Here is a 26470-nt window from a genome sequence, read left to right as displayed (position 1 = left end):
GGCCTCGGGTATGACGCAACCGCACAAGCCGGGAGCCGCCACGCGCCATGGCTGAACCGACGTCCGGCAATGCCCGCCTGAAGGTCGGGTTCCTGCTGCTCAGGGACTTCACCCTGCTGCCGTTCGCCGGCTTCGTCGATGTCCTGCGTCTTGCCGCCGACGAGGGCGACCGCAGCCGCCAGATCGACTGCCGCTGGACCGTCATGACCGCTGACGGGCGCGCCGTCCGGGCCAGTTGCGGCACCCGCCTGAGCCCGGATTCCGGGCTGCTGGCCCCGGCCGGTTTCGACTATATCGTGGTGGTCGGTGGGCTGATCCATCACGGCCCGATCCAGGACCCGGCGGTGATCGGCTGGCTGCGCGAGGCCGCTGCGGCGAAGGTGCCCCTGGTGGGTCTGTGCACGGCCGTGTTCACCCTGATCGACGCCGGCCTGATGCGTGATCGTGAATGCTGTGTGTCGTGGTACCACTACCACGACCTCATCACCGCCTTTCCGGAAGTTACCCCGGTCGCCGACCGCCTGTTCGTGGTCGATGGCCCCCGCATCACCTGCGCCGGCGGAACCGGGGCGGTGGATCTGGCGGCGTGGCTGGTGGACCGCCATCTTGGCGCCTCGGCGGCGCGCAAGGCCCTGCACATCCTGGTCAGCGACGGCGCCCGGCCGGCCGACACACCGCAGCCGATGGACATCCCGGCCGGAGAACACCCAGTGCAAGACCCGCGACTGCGGCGGGCGCTGCGCATTCTCGACCACACCCTCGCGACACCACCGCGCGCCGACGATCTCGCCCGGCGCGTGGGCCTGTCGCGACGCCAACTTGAGCGACTGTTCCGCGAGGAACTGGATACCACCCCGTCGGCGCACGCCCGCGCGCTGCGGCTGCGCCACGGACATTGGCTGGTGACCCGCACCCGCCGCACTTTCACCGACATCGCCCAGGAGTGCGGTTTCGCCGACGCCTCGCACTTCTCCCGGCACCTCAAGGCGGCTTACGGCGCCACGCCGCAGGCCCTGCGCGCCACGGCCGTCGCGGATTCGCCCGGCGCCTGACCCCGCGCACCCGCTGCGCGGTCGTTTCGGCTGCGCACGTTTCCCGTTTTGCTGTTCGCCTTCTTGCGCTTACAGTTCGAGCTTGAGGGATCTCGCGTGCCGACCGCTTTTTAGGAGACGGGCATGCTCAAACCGCAACGAAATGACGCGCCCCGCCTGTTTCATTTCCTGCTGCTGCCCGGCTTTTCGATGCTGGCCTTCACCTCCAGCGTGGAACCGTTGCGCGCGGCCAATCGCCGGGCGGAGAAGACGCTGTACACCTGGGAAATCGTCACCGAGGACGGCGGCCCGGGCGTGGCCAGCAACGGAATCCATGTGCTGCCCGACGGGCGCCTGGGCGCCCTGCCCCACCGACCCGATGCCGTCGCCGTCTGCTCCGGCCTGGGGATCGAATCCTTCCGCAGTCCGAACGTCGATGCCTGGCTCCGAAAGACGGCCCGACAGGGCATCCCACTTGGCGGATTGTGCACCGGCGCCCTCGTGCTGGCACGGGCCGGACTGCTGGACGGCTACCGCTGCACCATCCACTGGGAGAACATGGAAGGATTCGCGGAAGAGTTCCCGGACCTCGACATCACCGCAACCCTGTTCGAGATCGACCGCGACCGCTTTACCTGCGCGGGGGGCGCGGCGGCGCTGGACATGATGATCGCCCTGATCCGGCAAGAGCACGGCGAGGATCTGGCGCTGCAGGTCGCCGAGGCGATGATCCATACCGGCGTGCGCCGGCCGGACGACCCGCAACGGCTCGCCCTGCGTGAGCGCACCGGCGTCAGCGATCCCAAGGTGCTGGCTGCCATTGCCCGCATGGAAGGCCATCTCGAAACGCCGCTTCCGGTGGAGGACCTAGCCCGAACCGTGGGAGTCTCTGAACGTCAGCTTGAGCGGCTGTTCCGCAAACACCTGTCCATCTCGCCGTCACGGTACTACCTCAACCTTCGCCTGTGGCGCTCGCGCGCCCTACTGGCGCAGACTTCCATGACGGTCCTGCAGGTGGCGGTGGCCAGCGGCTTCACGTCGGCCTCTCACTTCGCCAAGTGCTACCGGGCCTATTTCGGTCATGCTCCGAAACGCGCCCGCGAGAAACCCGGAACACCGGAGGAGGCAGCCGATACCCTGGCGCAGGATCTGATGGTCCTGGGCTCTCTCGACCCCGACGGCGAGACCGCACCGACCGAACCGCCATCCCCACCGGCGCGATGATGCCCACCCTTCACCCTATGGCATTCCCGCTTCTTTCCGCCGAAGCGGCGGCTCTTCGCTCGCGCGGCAACTTGACTCGTCATTGCGAACCCTCGTCGCAAGACGAGGGTGAAGCAATCCAGGGCGTGAAACGCAAATATCCGCTCTGGATTGCTTCGTCGCTTCGCTCCTCGCAATGACGACGAGGAGACAACTTGTGTGAATCGGATAGCCTATCCAGGGGAGGGAGTCCGGGCGCCGCCATTCGCCAGAACCGTTTACCATACCGGCGGTTGCGAATGGATCATCCGGGGTTCGTATGATCGCCGCCGGTCATTCGGGGGGGCGGGCCGTCCAGGGTATGGATCCGCACGGTCGGGCAGACCGCGCGCGCGATCTCGCACAGGTGACGGTGATGGGTCAGATAGATCACCTGCCCCACCCCGGCCATGCCCGCGAACAGGCGGAACGCCTCCTCGGCGCGGAAGTCGTCGAAGGTTTCCATGATGTCGTCGGCGACGAACGGCACCGCCTCATGACGGGCTGCGAACTCGTGATACCCGGCGACGCGCAACGCCAGATAAAGCTGAAACCGCGTGCCCTTGGACAACGCCGACACCGGCTTGGACGCGCCCCCGGCCTCCAACGCGACCAGCTTTTCGCCGTCCGGCTCGACCTGCATGGACAGGCCGGTGTAGGCGCCCCGGCTGATGGTCGCGAAGGCCTCCGCCGCGCGGGCCAGCATGGAGGAGCGGTGGCGTTCCTGATACAGCGACAGCGCCCGCCGCGCGGCGGCGATTCCCAAACGCAGGCTCAGATGGCGCCGGGCCTTGTCCTCAATCTCCAGCAACAGGGTCCGGCGGCGCGCCTCCAGCCGGGCCACATCGTCCTCGCCGTCAACGCCGGCCAGCGCGTTGCGCGCGGTGGTCAGGGCGCCGAACAGCTCCAGGCGACGGGGTTCCAGGTCGGACAGACGCGGCTCCAGCGCGGCCGCCTCGGATGCCAAGGCCTCCGGCTCCACATCGGCGAGCCGTGCCTCGGCGGCCGACGCGTCGGGTACGCCAAGCGCCTGGGCCAGAGTCTCTTCGATGGTCCGTACCTGCTCGCGCAGGGCGTCGCGCCGCTCCACCCGCTTGAGGGCGGAAGCCGCCTCGATCAGCGTCTCGCCCCCGAACAGGGCAGTCATTTCGGCCTTGCGCGCGGCCAGCGCGGCCAGCGGCGCGTCGAGCGCGGCGCGTGCCGCCAGGGCGTTTTCGAGATCGGCGCTGCGGTCGATGTGTTTTTCGACCGCGTGCCCCGCCTCGACCAGCCGTTTGAAGACGGCGTCGGTGACCTCCACCGGACGGGTCGGATCGAGCGTCTCCCCCAGGTCTGCCAGCACGTCGGACAACGCCTGGATATGGGCCTGCTGATCCCGTTCCATCTGGGCAATGCGGTGGTCCGTGTCGTCGCGCCTGTCCAGAACCGCTTTCAGGTTGTCGAGCACCTCCAGGATCGCCCCCACCGCTTCGGTGGTTGGTCGTTCGCCATCCGCGCCGAGCCAACAGCCCGCAAGGGTCGCCTCCCAGTCCGACCGCCAGTCCGCTTCGGCGGCGATGGCGCGGTTGAGGTCGCGGGTCCGCTCGGCCACCTCACGTTCCGCCTCCCTCAACACTTCTCGGGCGCTTTCCAGGCGCATGGACTGCTCGGCATGCCGTTTCAGGACACCATCGGCCGTGTCGAGCAGAGCGACCAGGGACCCCTCCGGCGGCGGCGGCACGCCCACCGCCGCCATCGCCGCCACCAGCCGGTCGCGGGCACTCCGGGCGTCGTCCTGAAGCTCACGGAGTCGCCTGTCCCGGGCGCGCAGGTCGGCGCGACTCCGCAATGCCTCGGCGCGCCGGGTCAGCCAATCGGCCAGGGACCCGGGAGACCAGTGCGGTGGCAGGCCCATGGCCTCCAGTGCCGCCGCTATCGTCCGCCGGATCTCGCCGCGACGGGCCTGCCCCGCGTCCCGCTGCGCACGAGCAAGAGTCAGAGCCTGTTCGGTTGTCGCCAGATCGATCGCGCACTGGCGCAGGCGCGCGACCTCGGTGGTCCGGGCCAATCGGCTGTCGGTGGCGGCATCGTCGGCGCGCATGGCCCGTTCGAACGCGTCGGCGGTCGCCGGGTCGAGCGCCGCCTTGTGTTCCGCCCACGCCGCGTCGCGCGCGGCACGTCGGGCCGCCGCCGTGTCGTCGTCCACCACCCCCGTGGTCCTGCCGACGGCATCCCTCTCCGCCGTCAGACGCGCGACATCGGCCTCCAGACGAACAACGTCTGCGACGCGCTTTTCAAGATCCGCGTCGGCCTCGGCCAGAGTCCGCTTCCACGCCTCCACCTGCTCGCGGTCAGGCACGGCGAGACCCACCAGCGCCCCGGCATCCCCCGCCCACGGGGCCAGGGCGGCCAAGGCGTCGGCCAGGGCCTCCGCCACCCCATCCCGCGCCCGGGTTTCGACGAGGGCTTCCGCCTCGGAACCGCCGCGCCGGAGGTCCTGAGCGGTGGCCTCCAGACCCCGCCACGGCGTGAGGTCGGGATCAGGGTGGACCTCGGCCGATCCGCCCAGAACGCGATGAAGAGCCTCCTGCGCGGCGCCCACCCGCGCGGCGGCCCTGTCATGTCCGGTTCGCGCCCCGTCCAGCTTTTCGGCGACACCGGAGCGTCTGGAGATCAGGCCGCGCAGCGTCCCGACGGTGGAGGCAGGCAGCACCAGCCCCCGGGGGTCCGTGTCCGCCGGCCGCTCCAGTTGTGTCAAGAGGACCGCGATCCGGGCATCGTGATCGCGGCGTTCCGCGCGCCGGTTGGGCAGGCTTTCCCTCGTCTTGATATAGTGGCCCTGGGATTCGCGAAGGCGATTCACGCGATCACTCACCGTCAGAATCGCCTCATCCACAACGATCTCGTCGAGCTTCCGCCGAAACTCAACGATCTGACGATCCAGGCCGTCCCGCTCCCGGGTCAAGCCGGTCTCCTGGTCCCGGAGGGGACCGATCTCGTCGTGCCAGTGCGGCGGCGGGTCGGGTAGGTCGGAGAACCCCTCAAGCTCCGCGCGCAGACCGGTCAGTTTGGCCCGAAGCTCCAATCCGTCGCGAAGACGGCCGATCTCCTCGGCGCGGGCCTTGGACTCGCCCAGCGCCGCGACGGCCTCATCATAGGCGCGTTCGGCCTGATCTCGGTCCCGCGTCAGCCGGGCATGGGTCGAGGCCTGCACGTCGATGGCCTTGCGCTCCCGGTCCACTTCGTCCAAGGCGCGTTTCAGGTCGGCCAGTTCGGTGGACCGGGCGCGGCCCTTGTGGAACCGCTCGGCCTCGGTCTCCAGGGATTGCAGCCGTTCGGCCAGATCCGACAGGCCGGCGCTGGCCCCGAACAGCAGCGATCCCAGGTCCCCCTGGCTTTTCAGAATGTCCTCGCCGCCCCGCTCCAGCGTGTCGTCGTCCAGCGAGAACATGCTGCGGTAGGCGTCGCGGTCGATGCCGCCCAGCATCGCGGCCAGCGCATGATCGCCCACGGGCTGGCCGTGACCGTCGCGCAGGCTGTTGCGGTTGGCCTTGATCCGCGCCCACTCCGACACCGCGCCGCCGTGCTCCAGCGCGGCGCCGATGCGCATGGTGTCGTAAGGATGCAGGAAGTTGTAGGGGCTGCGCATCTCGATGCCGTACAGCAAGTCCAGGAACGCCGACAGCGCGGTTGATTTCCCGGCCTCGTTGGGACCGTAGACGACATGCAGGTCCGGCCCGTCGCCCCGTCCACCGAAGTCCAGCGCGTGATTGGTGAAGCGGCCGTAGCGCGTCAGATCGAGCCGGCGCAGCCTCATGCGCCGCCCTCCCCGTCCCGGCGCGCGCCGCCGTGCAGATGAGCGAGGACGTCCCGGGCACCCTCCTCGATCAGGCCGGAGAGAATGGCGTTGAAGGACTCTTCATCCTCGCCCAGCAGCGCCGTGCACTCCTTGGGGAGCTGGCCGCGCAGAGTCTCGGCGATCTCGCGGGCGTGGGCCTGGAACGATGGCGAGGGCGCGACCTCGCGATGGATCAAGGCGCGCAGTTCCGAGACCGGATCGGCCTCCGCGCCCGTGTCCGGCGCGGCGGCGGGCTGGGTGTCGTTGTCCACCGACTCGACCCACACGCCGCCCAGCCGCTCGGCGCGGGCCTGGGCCTCCGCCAGCAGCAACGCCCCATCCACACGCGCGCGCCACGCCAGCGGCGTCGGTCCCCGCAGCCGGACGCGCGCCACCAGATGATCGCACGCGGCGGCGGATCGGGCGGCGGCCAGGGCCTCGCCGACGGCGGTGACCAGATCGCGCCAATCCTCCACGCCGGTTGCGTCCACCGCGACGCGCTCGAACTGGGCCACGGCCGTGACATGTTCCGCCAGTGTCACGCCCCCGTCGCCGGACAGACTGGCCAGGGTCACGGACTTCGGCCCGGCCTCGTTGATGTCGCGCCCCTGCGGCTGGCCCGGCATGACAATGGCCGGCGCGGCCTCCCGATGAACCGCGCGGGCATGAACATGCCCAAGCGCCCAGTAATCGAACCCAGTCGCCTCCAGGTCCGCCAGCGAACACGGCGCGTAGGGATCGTGCCCCGCCGCTCCACCCAGACTGGTGTGCAACAGTCCGATGTTGAGGGCATCCGGCACGGCCGCCTTGAACTTCGGCAGCAGGCTTTCGGGGGCATGGGGATCGCGGAAGCTGATACCGTGGATGACGACGTCGCGCCCATCCGCCGCGCCGAGCAGCGTGTGCGCCTCCGCCCGGCCCGAGAACACGGTGACACTGTCCGGCAGCACCAGTTCCGCCGTGATGCGCGATTCCGCGTCGTGGTTGCCGCGCGCGATGAAGGTGCGGATACCCTCGGCGTCCAGCCGGCTGAGTTGCGCCGCGAGGAACCGCGCGGTCTTCATGGAAGTCTGACCACCGTCGTAAAGGTCTCCGGCGATCAGCAGGGCGTGCACGCGCTCTTCCAGGCACAGGGAGACGGTGCGCTCGAACGCCGTGCGCGTGGCGGTCCCGATCAGGTTCGCCAGCGTCTCGTCGCGCAGCGCCAGCGACCGCAGCGGCGAGTCCAGGTGGATGTCGGCGGTATGCACGAAGCGAAAGGGCATGGGGCCGTGGTAACCCATTTCCGAGTGAGTTCAAGGGCGAAGCACTTTTTGACAGCACGCCAAACCGTGATTACGTTGTGAGCCTGCTAGGAGGCCCACCATGAAAGTGAACCTGATCCTGATCGGCAATTCAAAGGGCGTTCGCCTGCCCAGTGCGATCATCAAGGAATGCGGGTTCGGCGAAGAGCTTGACCTGAGCGTGGTCAACGGTCGGGTGGTTCTGGCCCCGCTGGAACACGGCCGCGCCGGCTGGGACGAGGCGTTCCGGAGCATGGCGAAGGCCGGGGATGATGCGCCGCTTCTTCCCGACTCCATGGCCCACGACTGGGACGGTGAAGAGTGGACGTGGTGACGGACATCCGCCGTCAGGACGTGTTCCTGGTCACCCTGGACCCAACGCAAGGGTCCGAGATCCAGAAGACACGGCCGTGCGTGGTGGTCTCGCCGGACGAGATGAACCGCCATATCCGAACCGTGATCGTCGCGCCCCTCACGTCCACCCGGCGCCCCTACCCTACCCGCATCGACGTGTCTGTCCGAGGCAAGGCGGGACAGTTGGCGCTCGACCAGATCCGAACCGTGGACAAGTCACGCCTTGTCCGGCGGCTCGACCGACTGCCGGAGGACCGCGCCCGCGCCATCGCGGACACCCTGCAATGCCTTTTCGCCTACGACTGATCCCGCTGTGGCCCCCGCCGGCCGGCGGCGTTAAACTGCGCCCCGCAGCGCCCTCCGCCACCATCGAGGAAGACACCCATGCGGAACACCTCGCGTTTCCCCGCCCTTCGTCTCAGCCGCCGCGTGCTGACGGCCTCGCTGGCCGTCGGCGTCGGCCTCGCCGCCCTGGCCGCCACCGGCGCCCCGGCCCACGCCGCCGACGACCCCCTGAAAGTCGGGTTCATCTACGTCGGTCCGATCGGTGATTACGGCTGGTCCTATCAGCATGACCAGGGCCGCCTGGCCATCGAGGAGGAATTCGGCGATGCCGTCGAGACCACGTTCGTCGAGAGTGTCCCCGAGGGCGCCGACGCCGAGCGCGTGCTGACCCAACTCGCAGCCAGCGGCCACGACTTGATCTTCACCACCTCGTTCGGCTTCATGAACCCGACGCTCAAGGTCGCCAGCCGTTATCCCGACGTGATGTTCGAGCACGCCACCGGCTACAAGCGGGCCGACAACGTCTCGACCTATGCGGCGCGGTTCTACGAGGGCCGCTACGTCATCGGCGTCATCGCCGGTCACATGACCGAAAGCAATGTCATCGGCTACATCGGCGCGGTACCCATTCCCGAGGTGGTGCGCGGCATCAATGCCTTCACCCAGGGCCTACGCTCGGTCAACCCCGACGCCACGGTCAAGGTGATCTGGGTCAATTCCTGGTATGATCCGGGCAAGGAACGCGAGGTCGCCGAGACGCTGGTGGCCCAGGGCGCCGACATCCTGACCCAGCACACCGACAGCCCGGCACCGATCCAGGTGGCGGCCGAAAAGGGCATCTACGCCTTCGGGCAGGCGACCGACATGCGTAAGTTCGGCCCGGAGGTACACCTGACCGCCATCGAGGACAACTGGCGCGACTACTACATCGAACGCACCCGGGCGGTGATGGACGGCACCTGGGAGAGCACCGACACCTGGGGCGGACTGTCGAGCGGCATGGTTCACATCACCGACTATAACGATGTGATGCCGGCCGAGGTGATCGAGGCCGCCGAGACCGCCCGCAAGGCCATCATGGCCGGCGAGCTGCACCCGCTGGCCGGACCGCTGAAGAACCAGGCCGGCGAGGTGGTGATTCCCGAGGGCGAGGTGCCGTCCGACGCGGCCCTGTTGTCCATGGACTGGTTCGTCGAAGGCGTGCAGGGCAAGGTGCCGGAGTGAGACCGGTTCCCGCCTCTCCTCCCCGCCGGCCGCGCGCCTGAGGCAACGTGACGCGCAAGGCCAAGCAACGCCCGGCCCCCCGACCCCGCCCGCGCCCCCGGCGCTGGCCGGGTCGGGCGCGGCTGCTGATGCTGGCGGCGGTGGCGCTGTCCGGCGTGTGGGGGCTGCGCCAGTCGGACTTTTTCTATCCGGTGAAGCAGCCTTACAGCCGATCCCTTTACGAACACTGGATCGACGCCGACGCCGACTGCCGGGATACGCGGCAGGAGGTCCTGGCGCGGGACAGCGTCGTCCCCGTGCGGCTGTCGTTCGACGGTTGTCGGGTGGAGACCGGGCGCTGGATCGACCCCTACTCCGGCCGCGTGTTCACCGATCCGTCGGCGCTGGACATCGACCACTTGGTGCCGCTGGCGGAGGCGCATCGTTCGGGCGCCGACGAATGGTCGGCGGAACGGCGGCGGGCCTTCGCCAACGATCTGTCCTCGCCGCTGACCCTGTTGCCGGTGCGCGCGGGCGCCAACCGCTCCAAGGCCGACGGAGATCCGCTGGCCTGGATGCCAAGCGACCCGACCCGCTGGTGCGCCTATACGCGCGCCTGGATGGCCGTGAAGACCCGCTGGGGCCTGGACCGCGACCTGCTGGAAAAATGGTGGACCGACGGGGTGTTGTGGGTGTGCCGGGTGGTTGGGTAGGCCGCATTCAGGCCAGGGCAATCGGGTGAAAGGGTGTGTGGTCGCAAAGACGCGGGGGGGGCGTTTGCCTTGTGGCGGAACGACCCGCCATCTTTTATGAAGGTAGGGCGGATTCGACCCGCGAAGCGGGGCAATCCGCCGCGTGGCGGTGATGCGGCGGGTTGCGCCTTCGGCGCGACGGCAACGCCATCATCAGTGTCCAGGTCCTCAACGAGATAGCCGCCGTCGGTCGCCGCAAGATGCGGCTGTCTTGGGCCGACTTACGTGACTTCCTCGCTGCGATCCGAGCAATCCTTCCGGTCCACGCGCTCACCGAAGACATCCATATCGCGGGATTGGCGCTCGCCGAGGATCATGGCTTTTCCCTCTACGACGCCATGATCGTCGCGTCCGCCCTTGAGGCCGGGTGCGATGTTCTATGGTCCAAGGACATGCAGGACGGCGGCGTCATCAAGGATCGGCTGCGCATCCGGAATCCGTTCCACCGGCATGCCCCGTAGGGCGGGCGGCGGAAACACAGCTGGCGCCGCTCTCTCCTCTCGCCCACCGGCGAATGCCTTCCGGTCAACGATCTGCCCGGTCCGGCCATTCAAGCCGAATTGCCGTTCAGGGTTCCACAACCAAGCCTGTTCGGCTACCCTTCCGACCCGGTTTTAGGGATTAAGAGACCGTCTATCGGGGCGCTGGCCGCCCTTGGGCGCCTCGAACGCATGCCACCACACACAGTCAGGACGCTTGCCATGAGACCTTTCGGAGCCCTGCTCGCCCTGTCTCTTGTTTGCGCCGCTTCAGCGGCTTCGGCCGACCCCTTGCCGTCGGATCTCCACGGATCGTATGCGCCGAACGGCCTGTGCAGCCAGAGCTACCGCATGCTTGTCGACGAGACCGGCGCCACCTTCGAATATGGTGGACACGTCCTGACCCTGAGCGATTGGGATGTGTGCCTCACCTGTGCCGGCGGCGCCCGGTATCAGGGCATCGAGGTCTGGGCCTTCCCCGAGATCGAACTGCAACGGAAACCGGTCCTGCGCTTCAATGCCGATGAGCATCGCGGCGTCGTCGTGATCGAGTACGCCGGAACCGAGCCCCTGCCGGTGCCTCTGGCGCAATTCGTCCACGACGCGTCGATGCTGCGCTGCGACTGATCCGCAGCCCGCAGCACCGCCGGCATCGCATCGCTTGCCTGTGTCGTCAGGTCAGGCTCTCGCACAGCGCCTTGATGCGGGCGCAGGCCTTTTCCAGGTTCTCGTTGGACGTGGCGTAGGAAATGCGGAAGTACGGCGACAGGCCGAACGCCTCGCCCTGCACGCAGGCGACGTTCTGGAGTTCCAGCAGCGCGGTGACGAAATCGCCGTCGGTCTCGATCTTGCGGCCGTCCGGCGCGGTCTTGCCGATCACGCCGGCGCACGACGGATAGACGTAGAACGCGCCCTCCGGCGTGCGGCAGGAGATCCCCGGGCACGCGTTCAGCAGGCCGACCACCATGTCGCGGCGCTGCTTGAACACCGCGTTGCGCTCCGGAATGCAGTCCTGGGGGCCGGTCAGGGCCTCCAGCGCCGCCGCCTGACTGATGGAGCTGGTGTGCGTGCTGCTCTGCGACTGGATCTTGTTGATGGCCTTGATCAATTCGATCGGACCACCGGCATAGCCGACGCGCCAGCCGGTCATGCTGTAGGCCTTGGAGACGCCGTTGCAGGTCAGCGTGCGGTCGAACAGGCCGGGCTCGACCTGGGCCGGGGTGGCGAAGACGAAGCCGTCGTAGACGAGGTGTTCGTACATGTCGTCGCTCATCACCCACACATGGGGATGGCGCATCAGCACGTCGGTCAGAGCCTTCAGTTCATCGGCCGTGTAGGCGGCGCCGGTCGGGTTGTTGGGCGAATTCAGGATCACCCACTTGGTCTTGGGCGTGATCGCCGCCTCCAGGTCCTCGGCGCGCAGCTTGAAACCGGTCTCCTCCGGACAGGCGACGACCACCGGCGTGCCGCCGGCCAGCAGGGTGATGTCCGGATAGCTGACCCAGTAGGGCGCCGGGATGATGACCTCGTCGCCCGGCTCGACCGTGGCCATGATGGCGTTGTAGAGCACCTGCTTGCCGCCGCAGCCGACGGTGATCTGCTCCGGCGTGTAGGTCAGGCCGTTATCGGCCTTGAACTTCTCCACGATCGCCTTGCGCAGGGCCATGGTGCCGGCCACCGGCGTGTACTTGGTCTCGCCCCGATCCATGGCGGCCTTGGCGGCGGCCTTGATGGTGTCCGGGGTGTCGAAGTCGGGCTCGCCGGCCCCCAGGCCGATGACGTCCTGGCCGGCGGCGCGCAACTCGTTCGCCTTGGTGGTCACGGCGATGGTCGGCGACGGCTTGATGGCGGACAGACGCGAGGCGAGGATCGACATGGGAGCGGTCCTTCAGGACGGGAGGGAGATCGGACGGGACGTCGCGAAGCGACGGGGCGCACGTTAGCCGGCCCCGCGCCGCCCCGCAAGGCACTGACGGCCCGCACCGGCCACATATTGACACATAGCTATTTCTCTATATGTTAAGCGGCATGATCGATCGCGTCGAACAAGCCAAGGCCCTGGCCAGCGATGTCCGTCTCCTGATCCTGGGCTGGCTGAAGGACCCGGCCGCCCATTTCTCCCATCAGGTCACGGGCGATCCGGCCGAAATCGGCGTCTGCGTGACGCTGCTGACGGCCAAGCTCGGCATGAGCCAGCCGACCGTCAGCCGGCATCTGGAGATCCTGCGGCGCGCCGGGTTCCTGCGGGTCCGGAAAATCGGGCGCTGGTCCTTCTTTGCCCGCGACGAGGCCGCGCTCTCCGACTACAAGGATTGGCTCCGTGACACGCTTTGAGGATCTGGACCGCAAACACCTACCCGGTTTCGAACGGCGGTTCGTGACCGTCGCGGGGCAAGACGTGCTGGCCCTGATCGGCGGCGACGGACCGCCGCTGCTGATGCTGCACGGGGACCCGCAGACTCACCTGTGCTGGCACCGGATCGCCCCGCGGCTCGCCGAGACGCACACCGTCGTCCTGACGGACATCCGTGGACGGGGCGAAACGCACAAGCCTGCCTCACCCCCCGACGGCGCCGCCTATGCCAAGCGGGCGATGGGCGCCGAACAGTTGGGCGTCATGCGGTCGCTCGGGTTTCCGGCGTTCGCGCTGGTGGGGCACGACCGCGGCGCCCGGGTCGCCCACCGGCTGGCCCTGGATCACCCCGAGACCGTCACCCGGCTGGCCGTGATGGACATCATCCCGGCGCTGGATTTCTACGAGACCGCGACGTCCGCCGTGGCCCAGGACTATTTCTACTTCTTCTTCCTGACACAGCCGCCGCCCCTGCCCGAACGGCTCATCGCCGGCGCCGCCGAGGCGTTCATGAGTCACATTCTCCTGGGCCTGTCGAACGAGCACCCGCCGTACGACGCCGAGGTCTTCGACGCCTACATCGCCGCGTCCACGACCCCGCAGGCCATCGCCGCCATGTGCGCGTGCTTCCGCGCGGGTCTCTCGATCGATTGCCGGCACGACCGCGCGGATCGCAAGGCGGGCCGCTCCATCGCCTGCCCCACGCTCGTCCTGTGGGGCGAGCACGGCGTGATCGGCCGCCATTTCGATGTTCCGTCCGTTTGGGCGAAGTGGTGCCGGGACCCGACCTTCGCCCCCATGCCGAGCGGCCATTTCATTCCCGAGGAAGCCCCGGATGCCGTGCTCGACGCTCTCACCACGTTCCTGGCTGTCCCCGCCTGAGGCGTCCCATGCACCACCTGCCTCCGGTCCCCGCATTCGACCACATCACGGTGGTGGCGAGCTCTCTGGAAACCGGCGCGGCCATCGTCACCCGAACGCGATCTTGACGACCTCATAGAACTTGCTGCCGCCGGGGGCCTTGACCTCGACGGTGTCGCCGACGGACTTCCCGATCAGCGCCCGGGCAATGGGCGAGCTGATGGAGATGCGCCCGGCCTTCAGGTCGGCCTCGTGCACGCCGACGATCTGGTAGGTCTGCTCCTCGTCGGTGTCCTCGTCGGCGACCGTGACGGTGGCGCCGAAGCGCACGGTGTCGCCAGAGAGTTTCGACACGTCAATCACATCGGCCCGGGAGATGATGTCCTCCAGTTCCTTGATGCGCCCCTCGATAAAGCTCTGGCGTTCGCGGGCGGCATGGTATTCCGCGTTCTCGGACAGGTCGCCATGCTCCCGCGCCTCGGAGATCGCGCGGATCACCGCCGGGCGATCTTTGCTCTTCAGAGACTTCAACTCGTCCTCCAGGCTCTTCAGCCCGTCGGCGGTCATGGGGACTTTCTCCATTGGCGGGAACCCTCGGCTCTGTGGCCCGACGCGCCAACCCCACCGGCGCTTTCGGGTCCTTGAAAGACACAAACAACCCTTAGGCGTATCGTCCTTGGGGGCGATCCACCTAAGGCATGATCTGGGGGATGTTCAATCCTGAAAATAGGATTGCAAAGGCTTTACATCAAGCTTTTCCCGTTTCAAGGCGGCAATGGCCTTGACCGCCGCGCGCGCGCCCTGAAGCGTCGTGTAGTGGGGAATGGTGCGCATGAGGGCGGTTCTGCGGATGTCGAAGCTGTCCTTCAGCGACTGCGCCCCGGCCGTGGTGTTGATGACCATGTGGATCTGACCGGAGATCATGGCGTCGACGCAATGCGGCCGCCCCTCCCGGACCTTGTTGATGACCTCGACGGGAATGCCGAGAGAATCCAAATGGTCCGCCGTGCCGCGCGTGGCCAGCAGGCGGAATCCCATGTCGGTCAGGGCGCGGGCTTCCTCGACGATGGCCATCTTGTCCTCGTGGCGGACGGAGACGAATACCGTCCCCTCCATCGGCGGCGCCGATCCGGCCCCCAACTGGGCCTTGGCGAAGGCACGGTCAAGGTCCGTGTCCAGCCCCATGACCTCGCCGGTGGATTTCATCTCCGGCCCCAGCACGATGTCCACGCCGGGGAAGCGGGCGAACGGGAAGACGGCTTCCTTGACCGCCACATGGCCGAGCGGACGCTCCGACAGCCCGAACGCCGCCAGCTTCTCGCCCGCCATGACCCGCGACGCGATCTTGGCCACGGGAACGCCGGTGGCCTTGGCGACGAAGGGCACGGTGCGGCTGGCGCGCGGATTGACCTCCAGCAGATAAACCGTGTCGTCCTTCAACGCGAACTGGATGTTCATCAACCCCACCACGCCCAGGCGGCGGGCCAGGGCCCGGGTCTGCGTCTTCATCTCCTCGATCAGCTTGTCATCGATGGAGAACGGCGGCAGCGCACAGGCTGAGTCGCCGGAATGCACGCCGGCTTCCTCGATATGCTGCATGATGCCGGCCACATAGACGTCCGTGCCGTCGCAGGCGGCATCCACGTCCACCTCGATGGCGCCGTCGAGGTAGGCGTCGATCAGAACCGGGCTGTCACCGCTGACCAGGACGGCGCTCTTCATGTAGCCCTCAAGACCATCCTCGGACCAGACGATCTGCATCGCCCGTCCCCCCAACACGTAGGACGGCCGAATGACCACCGGATAGCCGAGACGCGCGGCGATATCGCGCGCCTCCTCCAGCGAGGTGGCGGTGCCGTTGCGCGGCTGCTTGAGGCCCAGGTCCTCCAGCATGGCCTGGAACCGCTTCCTGTCTTCGGCGAGGTCGATGGAATCCGGAGAGGTGCCCAAAATGGGAATGTTCACGGCCTCCAGGGCCCGGGCCAACTTCAGCGGCGTCTGGCCGCCGAACTGGACAATCACCCCCAGGACCGTTCCGCGCGTCTGCTCGCGCCGGACGGCCTCGACCACATCCTCGACGGTCAGGGGCTCGAAGTACAGGCGATCCGACGTGTCGTAATCCGTGGAGACCGTCTCCGGGTTGCAGTTGATCATGATGGTCTCGAAGCCGGCCTCCGACAGCGCGTAGGCGGCGTGGACACAGCAGTAATCGAACTCGATCCCCTGCCCGATCCGGTTCGGTCCGCCACCAAGGATCACCACCTTGGTTTTGTCGGTGGGATCGGCCTCGCATTCGGCCGGTTCGATGCCGTCGCCCTCATAGCAGGAGTACATGTAGGGCGTGCGCGAGGGGAACTCCGCCGCGCACGTATCGATCCGCTTGTAGACAGGATGCACGTTCAGCACCTGACGGCGGAACGTCACCTCGGTCAGCGTCTTGCCGGTGAGCGCGCTGAGCCGTTCGTCGGAGAAGCCGAGCTTCTTGACCCGCATCATGGCGGAGGCACTGCCGGGAAGACCGTCGCGGCGCAATTCCGCCTCGGCGTCCACGATCTCCTTGATCCGCTCCAGGAACCAGGGATCGTAGTTGCTCGCGGCTTGAATGTCGGCAAGCGACAGGCCGTGCCGGAACGCCTGAGCGATGGTCAGGATGCGATCCGGCCGGGCCTCGGCCAGGGCGGCGCGGATGGCGTCCTTGCCCTCCGATCCCTCGGCCCCGGGAATGACCACCTCGTCCAGCCCGCTGAGACCGGTCTCCAGGGACCGCAGCCCCTTCTGCAGGCTCTCGGCGAAGGTGCGCCCGATGGCCATGGCCTCGCCGACCGACTTCATGGAGGACGTCAGCAAGGGGTCGGTGTCGGGGAATTTCTCGAAGGTGAACCGGGGCAGCTTGGTCACCACGTAGTCGATGGTCGGCTCGAACGACGCCGGCGTGACCCCGGTGATGTCGTTGCTCAGTTCGTCGAGCGTGTAGCCCACCGCCAGCTTGGCCGCGACCTTGGCGATGGGAAAGCCGGTGGCCTTCGAGGCCAGCGCAGACGAGCGCGAGACCCGCGGGTTCATCTCGATCACCACCAGCCGACCGGTTCCGGGGTGGACGGCAAACTGGACGTTCGATCCGCCCGTCTCGACCCCGATCTCCCGCAGACAGGCGATCGAGGCGTCGCGCATGATCTGGTATTCCTTGTCGGTCAGCGTCAAGGCCGGCGCGACGGTGATCGAGTCCCCGGTGTGAACGCCCATCGGGTCCACGTTCTCGATGGAACAGACGATGATGCAGTTGTCGGCGCGATCGCGCACCACCTCCATCTCGAACTCTTTCCAGCCCAGCACCGATTCCTCGACCAGCACGGATTGCACCGGCGAGGCGGCCAGACCGGCCGCGACGATTCGGTCGTATTCCTCACGATTGTAGGCGATGCCGCCGCCGTGTCCGCCCAGCGTGAACGAAGGCCGCACGATCACGGGCAAGCCGATGTCGTCCACGGCCTGGACGGCTTCCTGAATGTTGTGGACGAGGTGACTGCGGGGGCTTTCCAGACCGATCGCGTCCATGGCCTCGCGGAACCTGAGGCGGTCCTCCGCCTTGGCGATGACGTCACACCGCGCCCCGATCATTTCAACGCCGTAGCGCTCCAGCACCCCCGCCTCGGCCAGGGCCATGGCCGTGTTCAGCCCGGTCTGTCCGCCCATCGTGGGCAACAGCGCGTCCGGGCGTTCCTTGGCGATGATCCGCTCCACCATGTCCGTCGTGATCGGCTCGATGTAGGTGGCGTCGGCCGCCTCCGGGTCGGTCATGATGGTGGCCGGGTTGGAGTTGACCAGGATCACCCTGTAGCCTTCCGAACGCAGAGCCTTGCAGGCCTGGGCTCCCGAATAGTCGAACTCGACGGCTTGCCCGATCACGATGGGGCCGGCGCCGATCACCAGAATGCTTTGAATGTCTGTGCGTTTGGGCATGATGTTCTTCTGACCGGACGGAAATAGGGTGGGAACCGCCGGGCGGCGCAATGGCCGCGCCCCAGGCGTGCGCGTCTTAACACAGCAGCCAGTGTTTTGACATTCCCCTTGATGGCCCGTTCGCCCCCCGGTATCACCGGTCCCCTGGAAACGTGTCGATCCGAACCGAATCCGCCCAACCAGGAGTGCGAAACCCATGACCCGCAGGCTGTTCGGCACCGATGGCGTGCGCGGCACCGCCAACGCCCCGCCCATGACCGCCGACATGGCCCTGCGTCTCGGCATGGCGGCCGGCGCCCACTTCAAGCGCGGCGATCACCGACACACCGTGGTCATCGGCAAGGACACACGGCTGTCCGGATACCTGCTGGAACCAGCCCTGACGGCAGGGTTCATCGCCGTGGGCATGGACGTCGTTCTGGTCGGTCCCCTGCCCACGCCAGCGGTGGCGATGCTGACCCGGTCCCTGCGGGCCGACCTTGGCGTCGTCATCTCCGCGTCACACAACCCGTACCAGGACAACGGCATCAAGCTGTTCGGCCCGGACGGCTACAAGCTTTCGGATGCCACCGAAGCGGAGATCGAGAACCTGCTGACCAACGGCCTCGACGATCACCGCGTGGATCCGGCTCATCTTGGCCGCGCCCGCCGGCTGGAAGACGCTGGGGGCCGCTACATTGAGGCCATCAAGGCCACGTTCCCGCGCGGGCTGCGCCTCGACGGCCTGCGCATCGTGGTGGACTGCGCGCACGGCGCCGCCTATCGGGTTGCCCCTCAGGTGCTGTGGGAACTGGGGGCCGAGATCATCCCGATGGGCATCGACCCGGACGGGTTCAACATCAACAAGGAGCGGGGCTCGCTGGCCACGGAGGCCATGCGCGCCGCCGTGGTCGAGCATGGCGCCCACATTGGCATCGCCCTGGATGGCGACGCCGACCGGGTCGTTCTGGCCAACGAGAAAGGCGCCTTGGTGGATGGCGATCACGTTCTCGGGGTCGTCGCCCGCGCTTGGCGCGACCAAGGACGCCTGACCGGCGGCGGCGTGGTCGCCACGGTGATGTCCAACCTGGGCCTCGAACACTACCTCAACGGCCTCGGCCTGACGCTGCACAGAACGCCCGTCGGCGACCGCTATGTGGTCGAACGCATGCGCGCCGACGGATACAATCTGGGCGGCGAGCAGTCCGGCCACATCGTCATGGCCGACCTAAGCAGCACCGGCGGCACCACCGGTGACGGCCTTGCGGCCGCGTTGCAGGTCCTCGCCCCCCTGGTCCAGACCGGACGCCCGGCCAGCGAGATCCTAAACGTCTTCGACCCCCTGCCTCAGGTTCTCCGCAATGTCAGGGTGGACGGTGGCCGAGACCCGGGCACCATCTTGGAGATGGACAACGTCAAGGCCGCGATTGCCGACGGCGAGGCCCGCTTCAACGGTTCGGGCCGTGTCCTCATCCGGAAATCGGGCACGGAACCGTTGATCCGCGTTATGGCGGAGGGCGAACGAGATGACCTTGTCCGGGATGTGGTTGACATGATCGCCGACGCCATGGAGAAAGCGGCCACAACAGAATCGCCGAGTTGATCCTGTTGCCGGTGTCTCTCCGTCTTGAGGGCTATGTGACCGCAGTGTTAACGTAACCTTCATGGGATCGGGAGAATAATCGGATCAGAGAACATAGTTGCTTGCATGATGCCGGGACCCGATTAGACGCGTTGCGAGTCATCAGGCAGGATCTGAGCCAAACGGGGTGCGTATTGACCGCCAGAACCATCCAGCAAGGCGACCGTTTCATCAAGACGGACTCCGGCCAAATGACTGTCTGGGTCGTTTCCCGCGTGATTCGCGCCCCAGACCTGCCGACACACTTCGTGTTGACCGACGAGCACAACAGCACGGAGGTCCGCACCATCTCAGAGCCGACTCTGACGGACCCGACGTTCTACCGCCCGATCCCCCCAGTGAACGAGTCGCGTGGCGACGCGTCGCGGGACCAGGGGATCCGCGAGGGCGGGCGTGATCCGTCGCCACAGACCCGGATGGACCGGCAACGTTCCGCGGCATCACCATCCGACCGGCGCGACTCCACCGCGCGCGGGTGGCTCGACAGCCTTGGCCTGACGGGATCCCGTTGACTGTCCCGTTCATCCGCGCGATCCGTCTTCCCAAGGAGACGCCCCGGGAAGGAGCGTGAAAGGCCACCCCGTCGGTCCAAATGGTTGACCCGGGCCGCAAAGGTTCCATGCTGACGGCAGCCATGCTGGACCGGAACCATGATCCCCGACCAACAACGCGATATTTTCGCCTTCCTGGCCCGCCCCGAATCCCACGGCCCCGATCATCCCCGGGTGGATCAGGTCCATACCCACATTTCGGCGATCTTTCTGGCTGGAGACCGCGTTCTCAAGCTGAAGCGGGCCGTCCGCCTGCCATTCGTGGATTTCTCCGATCCCGAAGCCCGCCGCCGCGCCTGTGAGGCCGAGGTCGCCCTGAACCGACGCGGTGCGCCCGACCTGTATCAGGGCGTGCTGCCGATCACCCGGCAGCCCGACGGGGCCCTCGCCCTCGACGGCGCGGGAGATGCCATTGACTGGGTCGTGGTGATGCGGCGATTTGACGAGCAGAACCTGTTCAGCCGGCTGCTGGGCCGGGGGGAACTGACCCGCGAGCGTGTCACAACCCTGGCCCGCGTGATCGTCGACTACCACGCCGGCGCGGAGGTGATCCAACGCGATGACAACGCCGCGCTCATGATCGCCATCGCCCGCGAGAACCGGGAAAGCATGCTGGCCTCATCCCCGGATGTCCTGCCGGCAGCAGCGGTGGAAACTCTGACCGCGCGCGTCGTGGCGGCCCTGAACGCTGTTGCCCCCGTTCTGGACCGGCGGGGGCGCGAGGGGCGGGTACGGCGCTGTCACGGCGACCTTCATCTTCGCAACATCTGCCTCTGGAACGATAGGCCGACCCTGTTCGATGCCATCGAGTTCAACGATACCTTCGCGGTCATCGACACCCTGTATGACCTCTCGTTTCTGCTCATGGACCTGGATCAGCGCGGGTTCCGCCGTCTGGCGTCGATCATCATGAACCATGTGCTGGAACACGATCCCGACATCGAGGGGTTGAGCCTGCTGCCGGTGTTTCTGTCCATGCGCGCCACCATCCGCGCCCATATCAGCGCCACCATGGCTCTGGACAGCGATGACCCGACCCATGGTCAGGAACTTCGGCGCCGGGCCCTTTCGTATCTGGACCGCGCGTTCAGCTATCTGGCGCCGGCACCTCCCCGGCTGATCGCCGTCGGCGGCTTTTCCGGCGGCGGCAAGTCCCGCATGGCGCGGGAACTGGCGCCCCTCGTGGGGGCCTGCCCGGGCGCCCTGGTGAGCCGCAGCGATGTTCTGCGCAAACGTCTGATGGGACAGCCGCCCTATGAGCGCCTGGGACCGGAAGGATACACCCCCGAGATGGGGCACCGGACCTATGACGCCCTCATGGCCGAGGCCGCCGCCGCCCTGAACCTTGGCCATAGCGTCATCGCCGACGCCGTCTTTGCCAGGCCAGAGGAACGCGCCGCCATCGAACGGGTCGCGGCGGACGCGGGCGTGCCGTTCCGCGCCCTCTGGCTGGAGACCGATCCGGAAACGGCCACGCGCCGGATTTCATCGCGTCGGCACAATGCCTCTGACGCAACCGTCTCGGTTCTCGAACAGCAACGGACCTTCGACGTGGGCACGTTGACGTGGCCTCGCCTGGACAGTTCCGGTCCCCGACGCGAGACTCTCGCCAAGGGTCAAGCCCTGCTGGATCTCTAGAGCATTTTGCATGACATCTCGGTCACGCAAAATGCTCTAGGCTATTGACCTTGAAGCAAATCGTCGTCGCGATCTGTTCCAGATCGCTCGGGATTTGCTCTAGGAAAGCCCTCTCCTCAACACCCGGGCCAACCCGAGAAACGCGGGGTTCGGGTGGGTGACGACTCGTGTCGGCACCTTCGCAAGGTAATCGCGAAAGCGGCCCTTGGCTTCGAAGCGGTCGCGGAAGGGAGAAGCCTGAAACAGCGCCATGTTGGCCGGTACGATCCCGCCCAGAATGTACACCCCACCAATGGCGCCGGTGGACAGCACTAGATTGCCGGCGACGGTGCCCAGCATGGCGAACATCATGGAGACCGCGCGCGCGGCCAAGGGATCGCCGGCCCGCGCGGCGGCGGCGATGTCCTCGGCGGAGTCGAGCGGCATGCCCTCTGCCATTCCCAGGTCCTTCAGGGTCCGATGCAACAGCAACAGTCCGGAACCACTGACCAACCGTTCGGCCGAGACATGGCCGCAGTTGGTCCACACCCGGGCGATCACCCGGGCCTCGTCCGCATCGGCGGCGGCGAGGGTAACGTGCCCGCCCTCCGTCGCCTGGGCGCGCCAGCCTCCGTCACCGTCCGGCATCAGCAAGGCCACCCCGAGTCCCGTTCCGGGACCGATGGCGGCGATGGGCGCGTCAGGGCGTCCGGGCCAATCAACACCGACGCCCGTCCAGTCATCATCGGTCAGTTCGGGAATGGCGAGCGCGTTGGCGGCGAAATCATTGACGACGCGGAGGGTGTCCAACCCCAGGGCCGCCTGAACCGCTTTGATCGAGAATTCCCAGGGAGAGTTTGTCAAGGCAACGGTGTCGCCGCTCACCGGGGCGGCCACGGCGAAGGCCCCAAGGTGCGGCGGATTGTCCGGGGCATGACGGCTGATGATGGTGCGCGCGGCCTCGACGGGTCCCGGAAAATCCCCGGTGCGGACCCGTTCCGACGCGCACACCGCCCCGTTCCGGCCGACGAGCGCGAAACGGGCGTTGGTGCCGCCGATGTCGGCGATCAGGCCGGTGCGCGACTGAGTCTCCACGGGCGGCGCCTCACGCAACGCCGGTGCGATTGCCGGAGGCACGCAAAGCCATCGGTGTCGGCACCGCGCGCAGGACGGTCAGGAACCGCTCCCGCCAGTATTCCAGAGAGTTGCCCCGGACCTTGGCGTACATGCTCTGCCAGCGCTCGCGCCGTTCCTCCAGGGACATGACAAGCCCCTTGTTCAGGGCAGCGGCCACGCCGTCGTGGTCATAGGGATTGACCAGCAGGGCCGCGTCGAGTTCGCGCGCGGCGCCGGCGAACCGTGATAGCACCAGCACGCCCGGATAATCCGGATCCTGACTGGCCACATACTCCTTGGCCACAAGGTTCATGCCGTCCCGAAGCGGCGTGACCACGCCGACCCGTGACAGGCGGAAGAACCCGGCCAGCGTCTCCCGCTGGAAATTCTTGGTCAGGTAGTGCAAGGGCATCCAATCGAAATCGCCGTATCGCCCGTTGATGTATCCGGCGAGGCCCTCAAGGGTATCCCGGATGGCCTTGTACTCGGGCACCTCAGAGCGCGACAGGGGCGCGATTTGCATCATCGAGACCTGCCCCCGGTGGGCCGGATACAACTCCAGGAACCGCTCGAACGAGCGGAACCGTTCGGGAATGCCCTTGGAATAGTCCAGCCTGTCCACGCCAATCATCAGGCTGCGATTGTGCAGCATGCGTTCCAGCCGGCGCGCGGCGCCCTGCTCCACGGCCCGCGCGGAGGCGCCTTCCATCTGGTCCTGTTCGATGCCGATGGGAAAGACCTCGGCATGGATCTGACGTCCATAGGCGCGGATCGTGTTGGCATCCACGATCTCGCCGCCCGCCTCGTGCTGGATGTAATCGCGAAAGGCCCGCAGATCGTTCTCGGTCTGGAAGCCCAGAACGTCATAGGAACACAACGACTCCACCAGGAGCGCGTGACTGGGAAGCGCCAGCAACACCTCAAGCGCCGGGAACGGCGTATGCAGATAGAAGCCCATGGGATGCGCGACCCCCCGGGCGCGCAGTTCGCGACCCAGCGGGATCAGGTGATAGTCATGGACCCAGATGTGATCGTCGTCCTCAATCAACGGCCGCAGTTTCTCGGCAAACAGCGTGTTGACCCGCAAATAGCCCGTATGGTTCTCGTGACTGAATTCCGCCAGATCGAGCCGATAGTGAAACAGGGGCCAGAGCGTACGGTTCGCGAACCCGTTGTAATACTCGTTGTAGTCCTTCCGGCCCAGGTCCAGCGTGGCATAGGTCACGGGTTCCACTTCGGTCATCGTGGGCTGGTCCGCCGTCTGCGGCGCCGTCTTGCCGCTCCATCCGAACCAGATGCCGCCACAGCTTCGCAGGGCGTCGCGCAACGCGACCGCAAGCCCGCCGGCTGTCGCGGATTGCGCATCCGGCACGGCCACGCGATTGGAGACCACCACGAGACGGGACATTCTTTCTCCTTCGGTTTCGTTTCCGGGTCGCGCGACATTACCATCCGCGCCGCGGTCATAACCTCAGTCGGCCGCGACCGGGTCTTCACCGGGGTGTGACAACCGGAAGGTGATCGATTCGCCCGGCAGCAGTTCCCGCGCCTCGCCGCGCACGCAGATGGTCAACGCGCGTGCCCAACTCCTATGGGCCGCGACCGTCATCTCGTCCCGCCCCAGCGTCACGTCAAGCCAGCGACCAAGATGGCGCAGCTTCAGCTTCAGCGTCCCCATGCGGTCGGTAAACACGGGGTCGAAGTGCAAGGCCCCGTCGCGAACGTCCAGACCGGTGAAGCAGCGCTGCACCAGATCGACGGTCCCCGCCATGGCGCCCAGGTGGATGCCTTCCGGCGTCGTGCCGCCCTGGATGTCGTCGATGTCGGCATGCAGGGCCTGGGTGAACAACTGCCACGCCTTTTCCGGATGGCTGCGGGCCATGACGGCGGCGTGAACCATGTAGGATAGCGTGGACCCGTGCGAGGTTCGGGCCAGATAGTAATCGATGTTCGTCTGCCACCTCTCCTCGGTCAGCGGCTCATACCCGAGCCGCTCCAGCATCTCCGACAGCTCCTCCCGGGAGAACAGGTAGAACAGCATCAGCACGTCCGCCTGCTTGGACAGCTTGTAGCGGTTCGCGCTGTCGCCCTCGGCCTCCAGAATCCGGTCCAGGCGCTGGATATCGCCGTACTTGGCGCGATAGCCTTCCCAGTCGAATTCCTTGAGATTCTCGTACCCCTCAAACTGGCTGATAATGCCGTCGTCGTGATAGCAGACGATCATCTTGCGGCTCATGTCCTCCCACAGTGCCAGCTCGCGCTCATCGACCATCAGGCGGTCCATCAACTCGTCCCGATGCGTGGCATCAAGGCAGGCCATCACCCGCATCGCCACCGTGCACAGCCACGCCACCATGATGTTGGTGTAGGCGTTGTTGTTGAGTCCGGCCTCATCTTCCTTGTCCGGATAGGCCTCGTGGTACTCGTCCGGCCCCATGACGTGATGAATCTCGTAACGCCCGGTCTGGGGGTTGAGATGGGCCAGCGAGGCGAAGAAGCGGGTGATCTCCAGGATCAGTTCGGCACCGCGCAGTTCCAGGAAATGTTCGGCGCCAGAGATCTCGTAGTGCCGCCAGACGTTGTAGGCGATGGCCAGACTGACGTGACGCTGGATGCAGCTGTTGTCCGGAACCCAGCGCCCCGAACGGGGATTCAGGTGGACCTTCTGGCTTTCCTCGCGGCCGTCGCTGCCGGACTGCCACGGGAACATGGAGCCCTTCAGACCGGACTGGAACGCGGCCCACCGTGCTTCCGGCAGCCGCAGGTGCCGATAACGCAGGCACGACCGGGCGATGGCCGGCAGGCGGAAGTTCAGGAACGGCAGGATGAACAGTTCGTCCCAGAACACGTGGCCGCGATAGGCCTCGCCGTGCCAGCCGCGCGCCGGTACGCCGACATCCAGGTCGATGGTGTTCGGCGACAGGGTCTGCAGCAGGTGGAAAATGTGCAGCCGCAGGATCATCTGAATCTTCTTGCCGTCTTCGACGATGATGTCGCAGCGGTCCCACAGCATGGCCCACACCCGCTCGTGATTGTGCAGCAGGCGGCCAAAGGCCGGCGCGTGGGTGACGGCCTCGCGAGCGGCGACTCCCGGTTCCGAGATCGCCGGATCGCGCGAGGTGTAGAGGCTGGCGAGCTTCTCGACCACGACCGTTTCACCATGGCCGACATCCACATGGATGGTCTGCTCGATGTACCCTTCCTCGCCCCCTTCCGTCGCCGATTTTGCCTGAAACGCATGCGGATTTGAGACCACGCGGATGCGCGCCGCCTGGGAGACCCGCAGCTTCGACTGCTTGGTTTCCACCAGCAGGTTGATCATGGTCTCGCCGGTGTCCGGATTCTGGAAGGGCTCCGCGACCACCGGGTTGAGGTGGGAGCTGTTCAGATCCCGATACCGCTTGACCCCCGCGTTGATCACGCGACCATCAAGGCCAGACATCACATCGACCCGCCCCGACCAATTGTGAGCGGTCAACGACATCTCGATGCCGGCCAGATGCATGTCGGCCATGCTGGCCAAACGGCGTGTCTTAAGGGTGCTTTCCCGGTTCTGCTTGTCGCGGAACCGCACCTCAACCTCCAGGATGCCCCGTTTCAGGTCCAGTTCCTGGCGGAAGGTTTCGATGGTCACGGCCTGGATGTTGAACCAGTCGCCCCCCTCGATCCGGAAGGTGAGCGCCGACCAGTTCGGCATGTTGACGAGATCTTCGTTCTCGATCACCCGGCCCGCCACCTCGGTCGGCGCGCGGTTGTAGCCGCCGGCCAGATAGGTGGCGGGATAGTGCGTCTCGTCCGCCATGACCCAGGAGAACGCGCCCCGGGTGACGAAGTAGCCGTTTCCGGTGGCGCACAGAGCCTCGCGGAGGCCCTGCTGCTTGGGTTCGAACTGGTCGTAGATCAGGGACCATTCGGACATGGGTCGCGGACCTTTCGTGGCTTGGG

General features: G+C 66.8%; 20 protein-coding genes. 12 read left to right on the top strand and 8 right to left on the bottom strand.

Annotated features, from left to right (window positions below; genetic code table 11):
• The first annotated feature begins 47 nt into the window (after nt 1–47).
• Nucleotides 48–1052, top strand: a complete 1005-nt coding sequence (locus BLS85_RS01445) for a GlxA family transcriptional regulator (protein ID WP_092781009.1) — start codon at nt 48–50, stop codon at nt 1050–1052.
• A 123-nt stretch (nt 1053–1175) separates the two neighbouring features.
• A complete protein-coding gene (locus tag BLS85_RS01440; RefSeq protein WP_092781006.1) occupies nt 1176–2255 on the top strand; it encodes a GlxA family transcriptional regulator in 1080 nt (359 codons plus the stop codon).
• A 283-nt stretch (nt 2256–2538) separates the two neighbouring features.
• Here BLS85_RS01440 and BLS85_RS01435 read toward each other — a convergent pair whose 3' ends face one another.
• Together BLS85_RS01435 and BLS85_RS01430 are read right to left on the bottom strand one after the other, a co-directional pair.
• A complete protein-coding gene (locus BLS85_RS01435; RefSeq protein WP_092781003.1) occupies nt 2539–6069 on the bottom strand; it encodes an ATP-binding protein in 3531 nt (1176 codons plus the stop codon).
• A complete protein-coding gene (locus BLS85_RS01430; protein ID WP_092782082.1) occupies nt 6066–7355 on the bottom strand; it encodes a metallophosphoesterase family protein in 1290 nt (429 codons plus the stop codon). The genes BLS85_RS01435 and BLS85_RS01430 overlap by 4 nt, the downstream gene beginning before the upstream one ends.
• A 100-nt stretch (nt 7356–7455) precedes the next feature.
• Here BLS85_RS01430 and BLS85_RS01425 point away from each other — a divergent pair, with 100 nt between their 5' ends.
• The 6 genes from BLS85_RS01425 to BLS85_RS01400 all read left to right on the top strand — a co-directional run bounded on the left by BLS85_RS01425 (nt 7456) and on the right by BLS85_RS01400 (nt 11073).
• A complete protein-coding gene (locus BLS85_RS01425; protein ID WP_092781000.1) occupies nt 7456–7707 on the top strand; it encodes an AbrB/MazE/SpoVT family DNA-binding domain-containing protein in 252 nt (83 codons plus the stop codon).
• Nucleotides 7695–8033 (top strand): type II toxin-antitoxin system PemK/MazF family toxin, encoded by a 339-nt coding sequence (locus tag BLS85_RS01420; RefSeq protein WP_218128240.1) that lies wholly within the window; start codon nt 7695–7697, stop codon nt 8031–8033. The genes BLS85_RS01425 and BLS85_RS01420 overlap by 13 nt, the downstream gene beginning before the upstream one ends.
• 78 nt (nt 8034–8111) lie before the next feature.
• Nucleotides 8112–9236: a BMP family ABC transporter substrate-binding protein gene (locus BLS85_RS01415; RefSeq protein WP_092780997.1), complete on the top strand. Its 1125-nt coding sequence runs from the start codon at nt 8112–8114 to the stop codon at nt 9234–9236.
• A gap of 47 nt (nt 9237–9283) precedes the next feature.
• Nucleotides 9284–9928 (top strand): HNH endonuclease family protein, encoded by a 645-nt coding sequence (locus BLS85_RS01410; protein ID WP_218128239.1) that lies wholly within the window; start codon nt 9284–9286, stop codon nt 9926–9928.
• A 161-nt stretch (nt 9929–10089) separates the two neighbouring features.
• On the top strand, nt 10090–10428 hold the full coding sequence (locus BLS85_RS01405) for a PIN domain-containing protein (protein ID WP_092780994.1): 339 nt from the start codon (nt 10090–10092) through the stop codon (nt 10426–10428).
• A 240-nt stretch (nt 10429–10668) separates the two neighbouring features.
• Nucleotides 10669–11073 carry a hypothetical protein gene (locus BLS85_RS01400; protein WP_143027049.1) on the top strand — a complete coding sequence of 135 codons (405 nt, stop codon included), beginning with the start codon at nt 10669–10671 and terminating at the stop codon, nt 11071–11073.
• A gap of 46 nt (nt 11074–11119) precedes the next feature.
• Here the strand turns inward: BLS85_RS01400 and BLS85_RS01395 are convergent, their stop codons facing one another.
• A complete protein-coding gene (locus BLS85_RS01395) occupies nt 11120–12322 on the bottom strand; it encodes a pyridoxal phosphate-dependent aminotransferase (protein ID WP_092780988.1) in 1203 nt (400 codons plus the stop codon).
• A gap of 152 nt (nt 12323–12474) precedes the next feature.
• On the opposite strand from BLS85_RS01395, the gene BLS85_RS01390 reads away from it, so the two are divergent.
• The gene (locus BLS85_RS01390; protein ID WP_218128237.1) at nt 12475–12780 is read left to right on the top strand and encodes an ArsR/SmtB family transcription factor; all 306 of its coding nucleotides are present in this window, start codon (nt 12475–12477) and stop codon (nt 12778–12780) included.
• Complete coding sequence (locus BLS85_RS01385; RefSeq protein ID WP_092780982.1) at nt 12767–13681, top strand: alpha/beta fold hydrolase; 915 nt, start codon at nt 12767–12769, stop codon at nt 13679–13681. Before BLS85_RS01390 ends, BLS85_RS01385 begins: the two co-directional genes overlap by 14 nt.
• 87 nt (nt 13682–13768) lie before the next feature.
• On the opposite strand, the gene greA is transcribed toward BLS85_RS01385, so the two are convergent.
• A complete protein-coding gene (gene greA / locus BLS85_RS01380; protein WP_092780979.1) occupies nt 13769–14242 on the bottom strand; it encodes a transcription elongation factor GreA in 474 nt (157 codons plus the stop codon).
• A 132-nt stretch (nt 14243–14374) separates the two neighbouring features.
• Nucleotides 14375–17620 (bottom strand): carbamoyl-phosphate synthase large subunit, encoded by a 3246-nt coding sequence (gene carB, locus BLS85_RS01375; RefSeq protein ID WP_092780976.1) that lies wholly within the window; start codon nt 17618–17620, stop codon nt 14375–14377.
• 196 nt (nt 17621–17816) lie between these two features.
• On the opposite strand from carB, the gene glmM reads away from it, so the two are divergent.
• Both glmM and BLS85_RS01360 read left to right on the top strand, forming a co-directional pair.
• Nucleotides 17817–19202 (top strand): phosphoglucosamine mutase, encoded by a 1386-nt coding sequence (gene glmM, locus BLS85_RS01370; RefSeq protein WP_092780973.1) that lies wholly within the window; start codon nt 17817–17819, stop codon nt 19200–19202.
• Nucleotides 19203–19891: 689 nt separating this feature from the next.
• Complete coding sequence (locus BLS85_RS01360; protein WP_092780967.1) at nt 19892–21430, top strand: bifunctional aminoglycoside phosphotransferase/ATP-binding protein; 1539 nt, start codon at nt 19892–19894, stop codon at nt 21428–21430.
• Between the two features lie 99 nt (nt 21431–21529).
• On the opposite strand, the gene glk is transcribed toward BLS85_RS01360, so the two are convergent.
• From glk to BLS85_RS01345, 3 genes are all read right to left on the bottom strand, one after another.
• Nucleotides 21530–22504: a glucokinase gene (gene glk, locus BLS85_RS01355; RefSeq protein ID WP_092780964.1), complete on the bottom strand. Its 975-nt coding sequence runs from the start codon at nt 22502–22504 to the stop codon at nt 21530–21532.
• A gap of 10 nt (nt 22505–22514) precedes the next feature.
• On the bottom strand, nt 22515–23933 hold the full coding sequence (locus tag BLS85_RS01350; RefSeq protein ID WP_092780962.1) for an alpha,alpha-trehalose-phosphate synthase (UDP-forming): 1419 nt from the start codon (nt 23931–23933) through the stop codon (nt 22515–22517).
• Between the two features lie 63 nt (nt 23934–23996).
• Nucleotides 23997–26444, bottom strand: coding sequence for a glycoside hydrolase family 65 protein (locus BLS85_RS01345; protein WP_092780959.1), 2448 nt, complete (start codon nt 26442–26444; stop codon nt 23997–23999).
• Nucleotides 26445–26470: the final 26 nt, after the last annotated feature.

This window comes from Rhodospira trueperi (assembly GCF_900101965.1).
Taxonomy (GTDB): Bacteria; Pseudomonadota; Alphaproteobacteria; order Rhodospirillales; family Rhodospirillaceae; genus Rhodospira; species Rhodospira trueperi.
Note: the sequence above shows the minus strand (reverse complement) of the source record. Positions and strands in the feature narration are given on the sequence as shown.

What these genes read in the sequence shown, in the direction of transcription:
- glmM (WP_092780973.1), top strand. Translation starts at nt 17,817, where the DNA reads ATGACCCGCAGGCTGTTCGGCACCGATGGCGTGCGCGGCACCGCCAAC.
- BLS85_RS01435 (WP_092781003.1), bottom strand. Translation starts at nt 6,069, where the DNA reads ATGAGGCTGCGCCGGCTCGATCTGACGCGCTACGGCCGCTTCACCAAT.
- greA (WP_092780979.1), bottom strand. Translation starts at nt 14,242, where the DNA reads ATGGAGAAAGTCCCCATGACCGCCGACGGGCTGAAGAGCCTGGAGGAC.
- BLS85_RS01345 (WP_092780959.1), bottom strand. Translation starts at nt 26,444, where the DNA reads ATGTCCGAATGGTCCCTGATCTACGACCAGTTCGAACCCAAGCAGCAG.
- BLS85_RS01425 (WP_092781000.1), top strand. Translation starts at nt 7,456, where the DNA reads ATGAAAGTGAACCTGATCCTGATCGGCAATTCAAAGGGCGTTCGCCTG.
- BLS85_RS01400 (WP_143027049.1), top strand. Translation starts at nt 10,669, where the DNA reads ATGAGACCTTTCGGAGCCCTGCTCGCCCTGTCTCTTGTTTGCGCCGCT.
- BLS85_RS01440 (WP_092781006.1), top strand. Translation starts at nt 1,176, where the DNA reads ATGCTCAAACCGCAACGAAATGACGCGCCCCGCCTGTTTCATTTCCTG.
- BLS85_RS01350 (WP_092780962.1), bottom strand. Translation starts at nt 23,933, where the DNA reads ATGTCCCGTCTCGTGGTGGTCTCCAATCGCGTGGCCGTGCCGGATGCG.
- carB (WP_092780976.1), bottom strand. Translation starts at nt 17,620, where the DNA reads ATGCCCAAACGCACAGACATTCAAAGCATTCTGGTGATCGGCGCCGGC.
- BLS85_RS01390 (WP_218128237.1), top strand. Translation starts at nt 12,475, where the DNA reads ATGATCGATCGCGTCGAACAAGCCAAGGCCCTGGCCAGCGATGTCCGT.
- BLS85_RS01395 (WP_092780988.1), bottom strand. Translation starts at nt 12,322, where the DNA reads ATGTCGATCCTCGCCTCGCGTCTGTCCGCCATCAAGCCGTCGCCGACC.
- BLS85_RS01430 (WP_092782082.1), bottom strand. Translation starts at nt 7,355, where the DNA reads ATGCCCTTTCGCTTCGTGCATACCGCCGACATCCACCTGGACTCGCCG.
- BLS85_RS01360 (WP_092780967.1), top strand. Translation starts at nt 19,892, where the DNA reads ATGATCCCCGACCAACAACGCGATATTTTCGCCTTCCTGGCCCGCCCC.
- BLS85_RS01415 (WP_092780997.1), top strand. Translation starts at nt 8,112, where the DNA reads ATGCGGAACACCTCGCGTTTCCCCGCCCTTCGTCTCAGCCGCCGCGTG.
- BLS85_RS01445 (WP_092781009.1), top strand. Translation starts at nt 48, where the DNA reads ATGGCTGAACCGACGTCCGGCAATGCCCGCCTGAAGGTCGGGTTCCTG.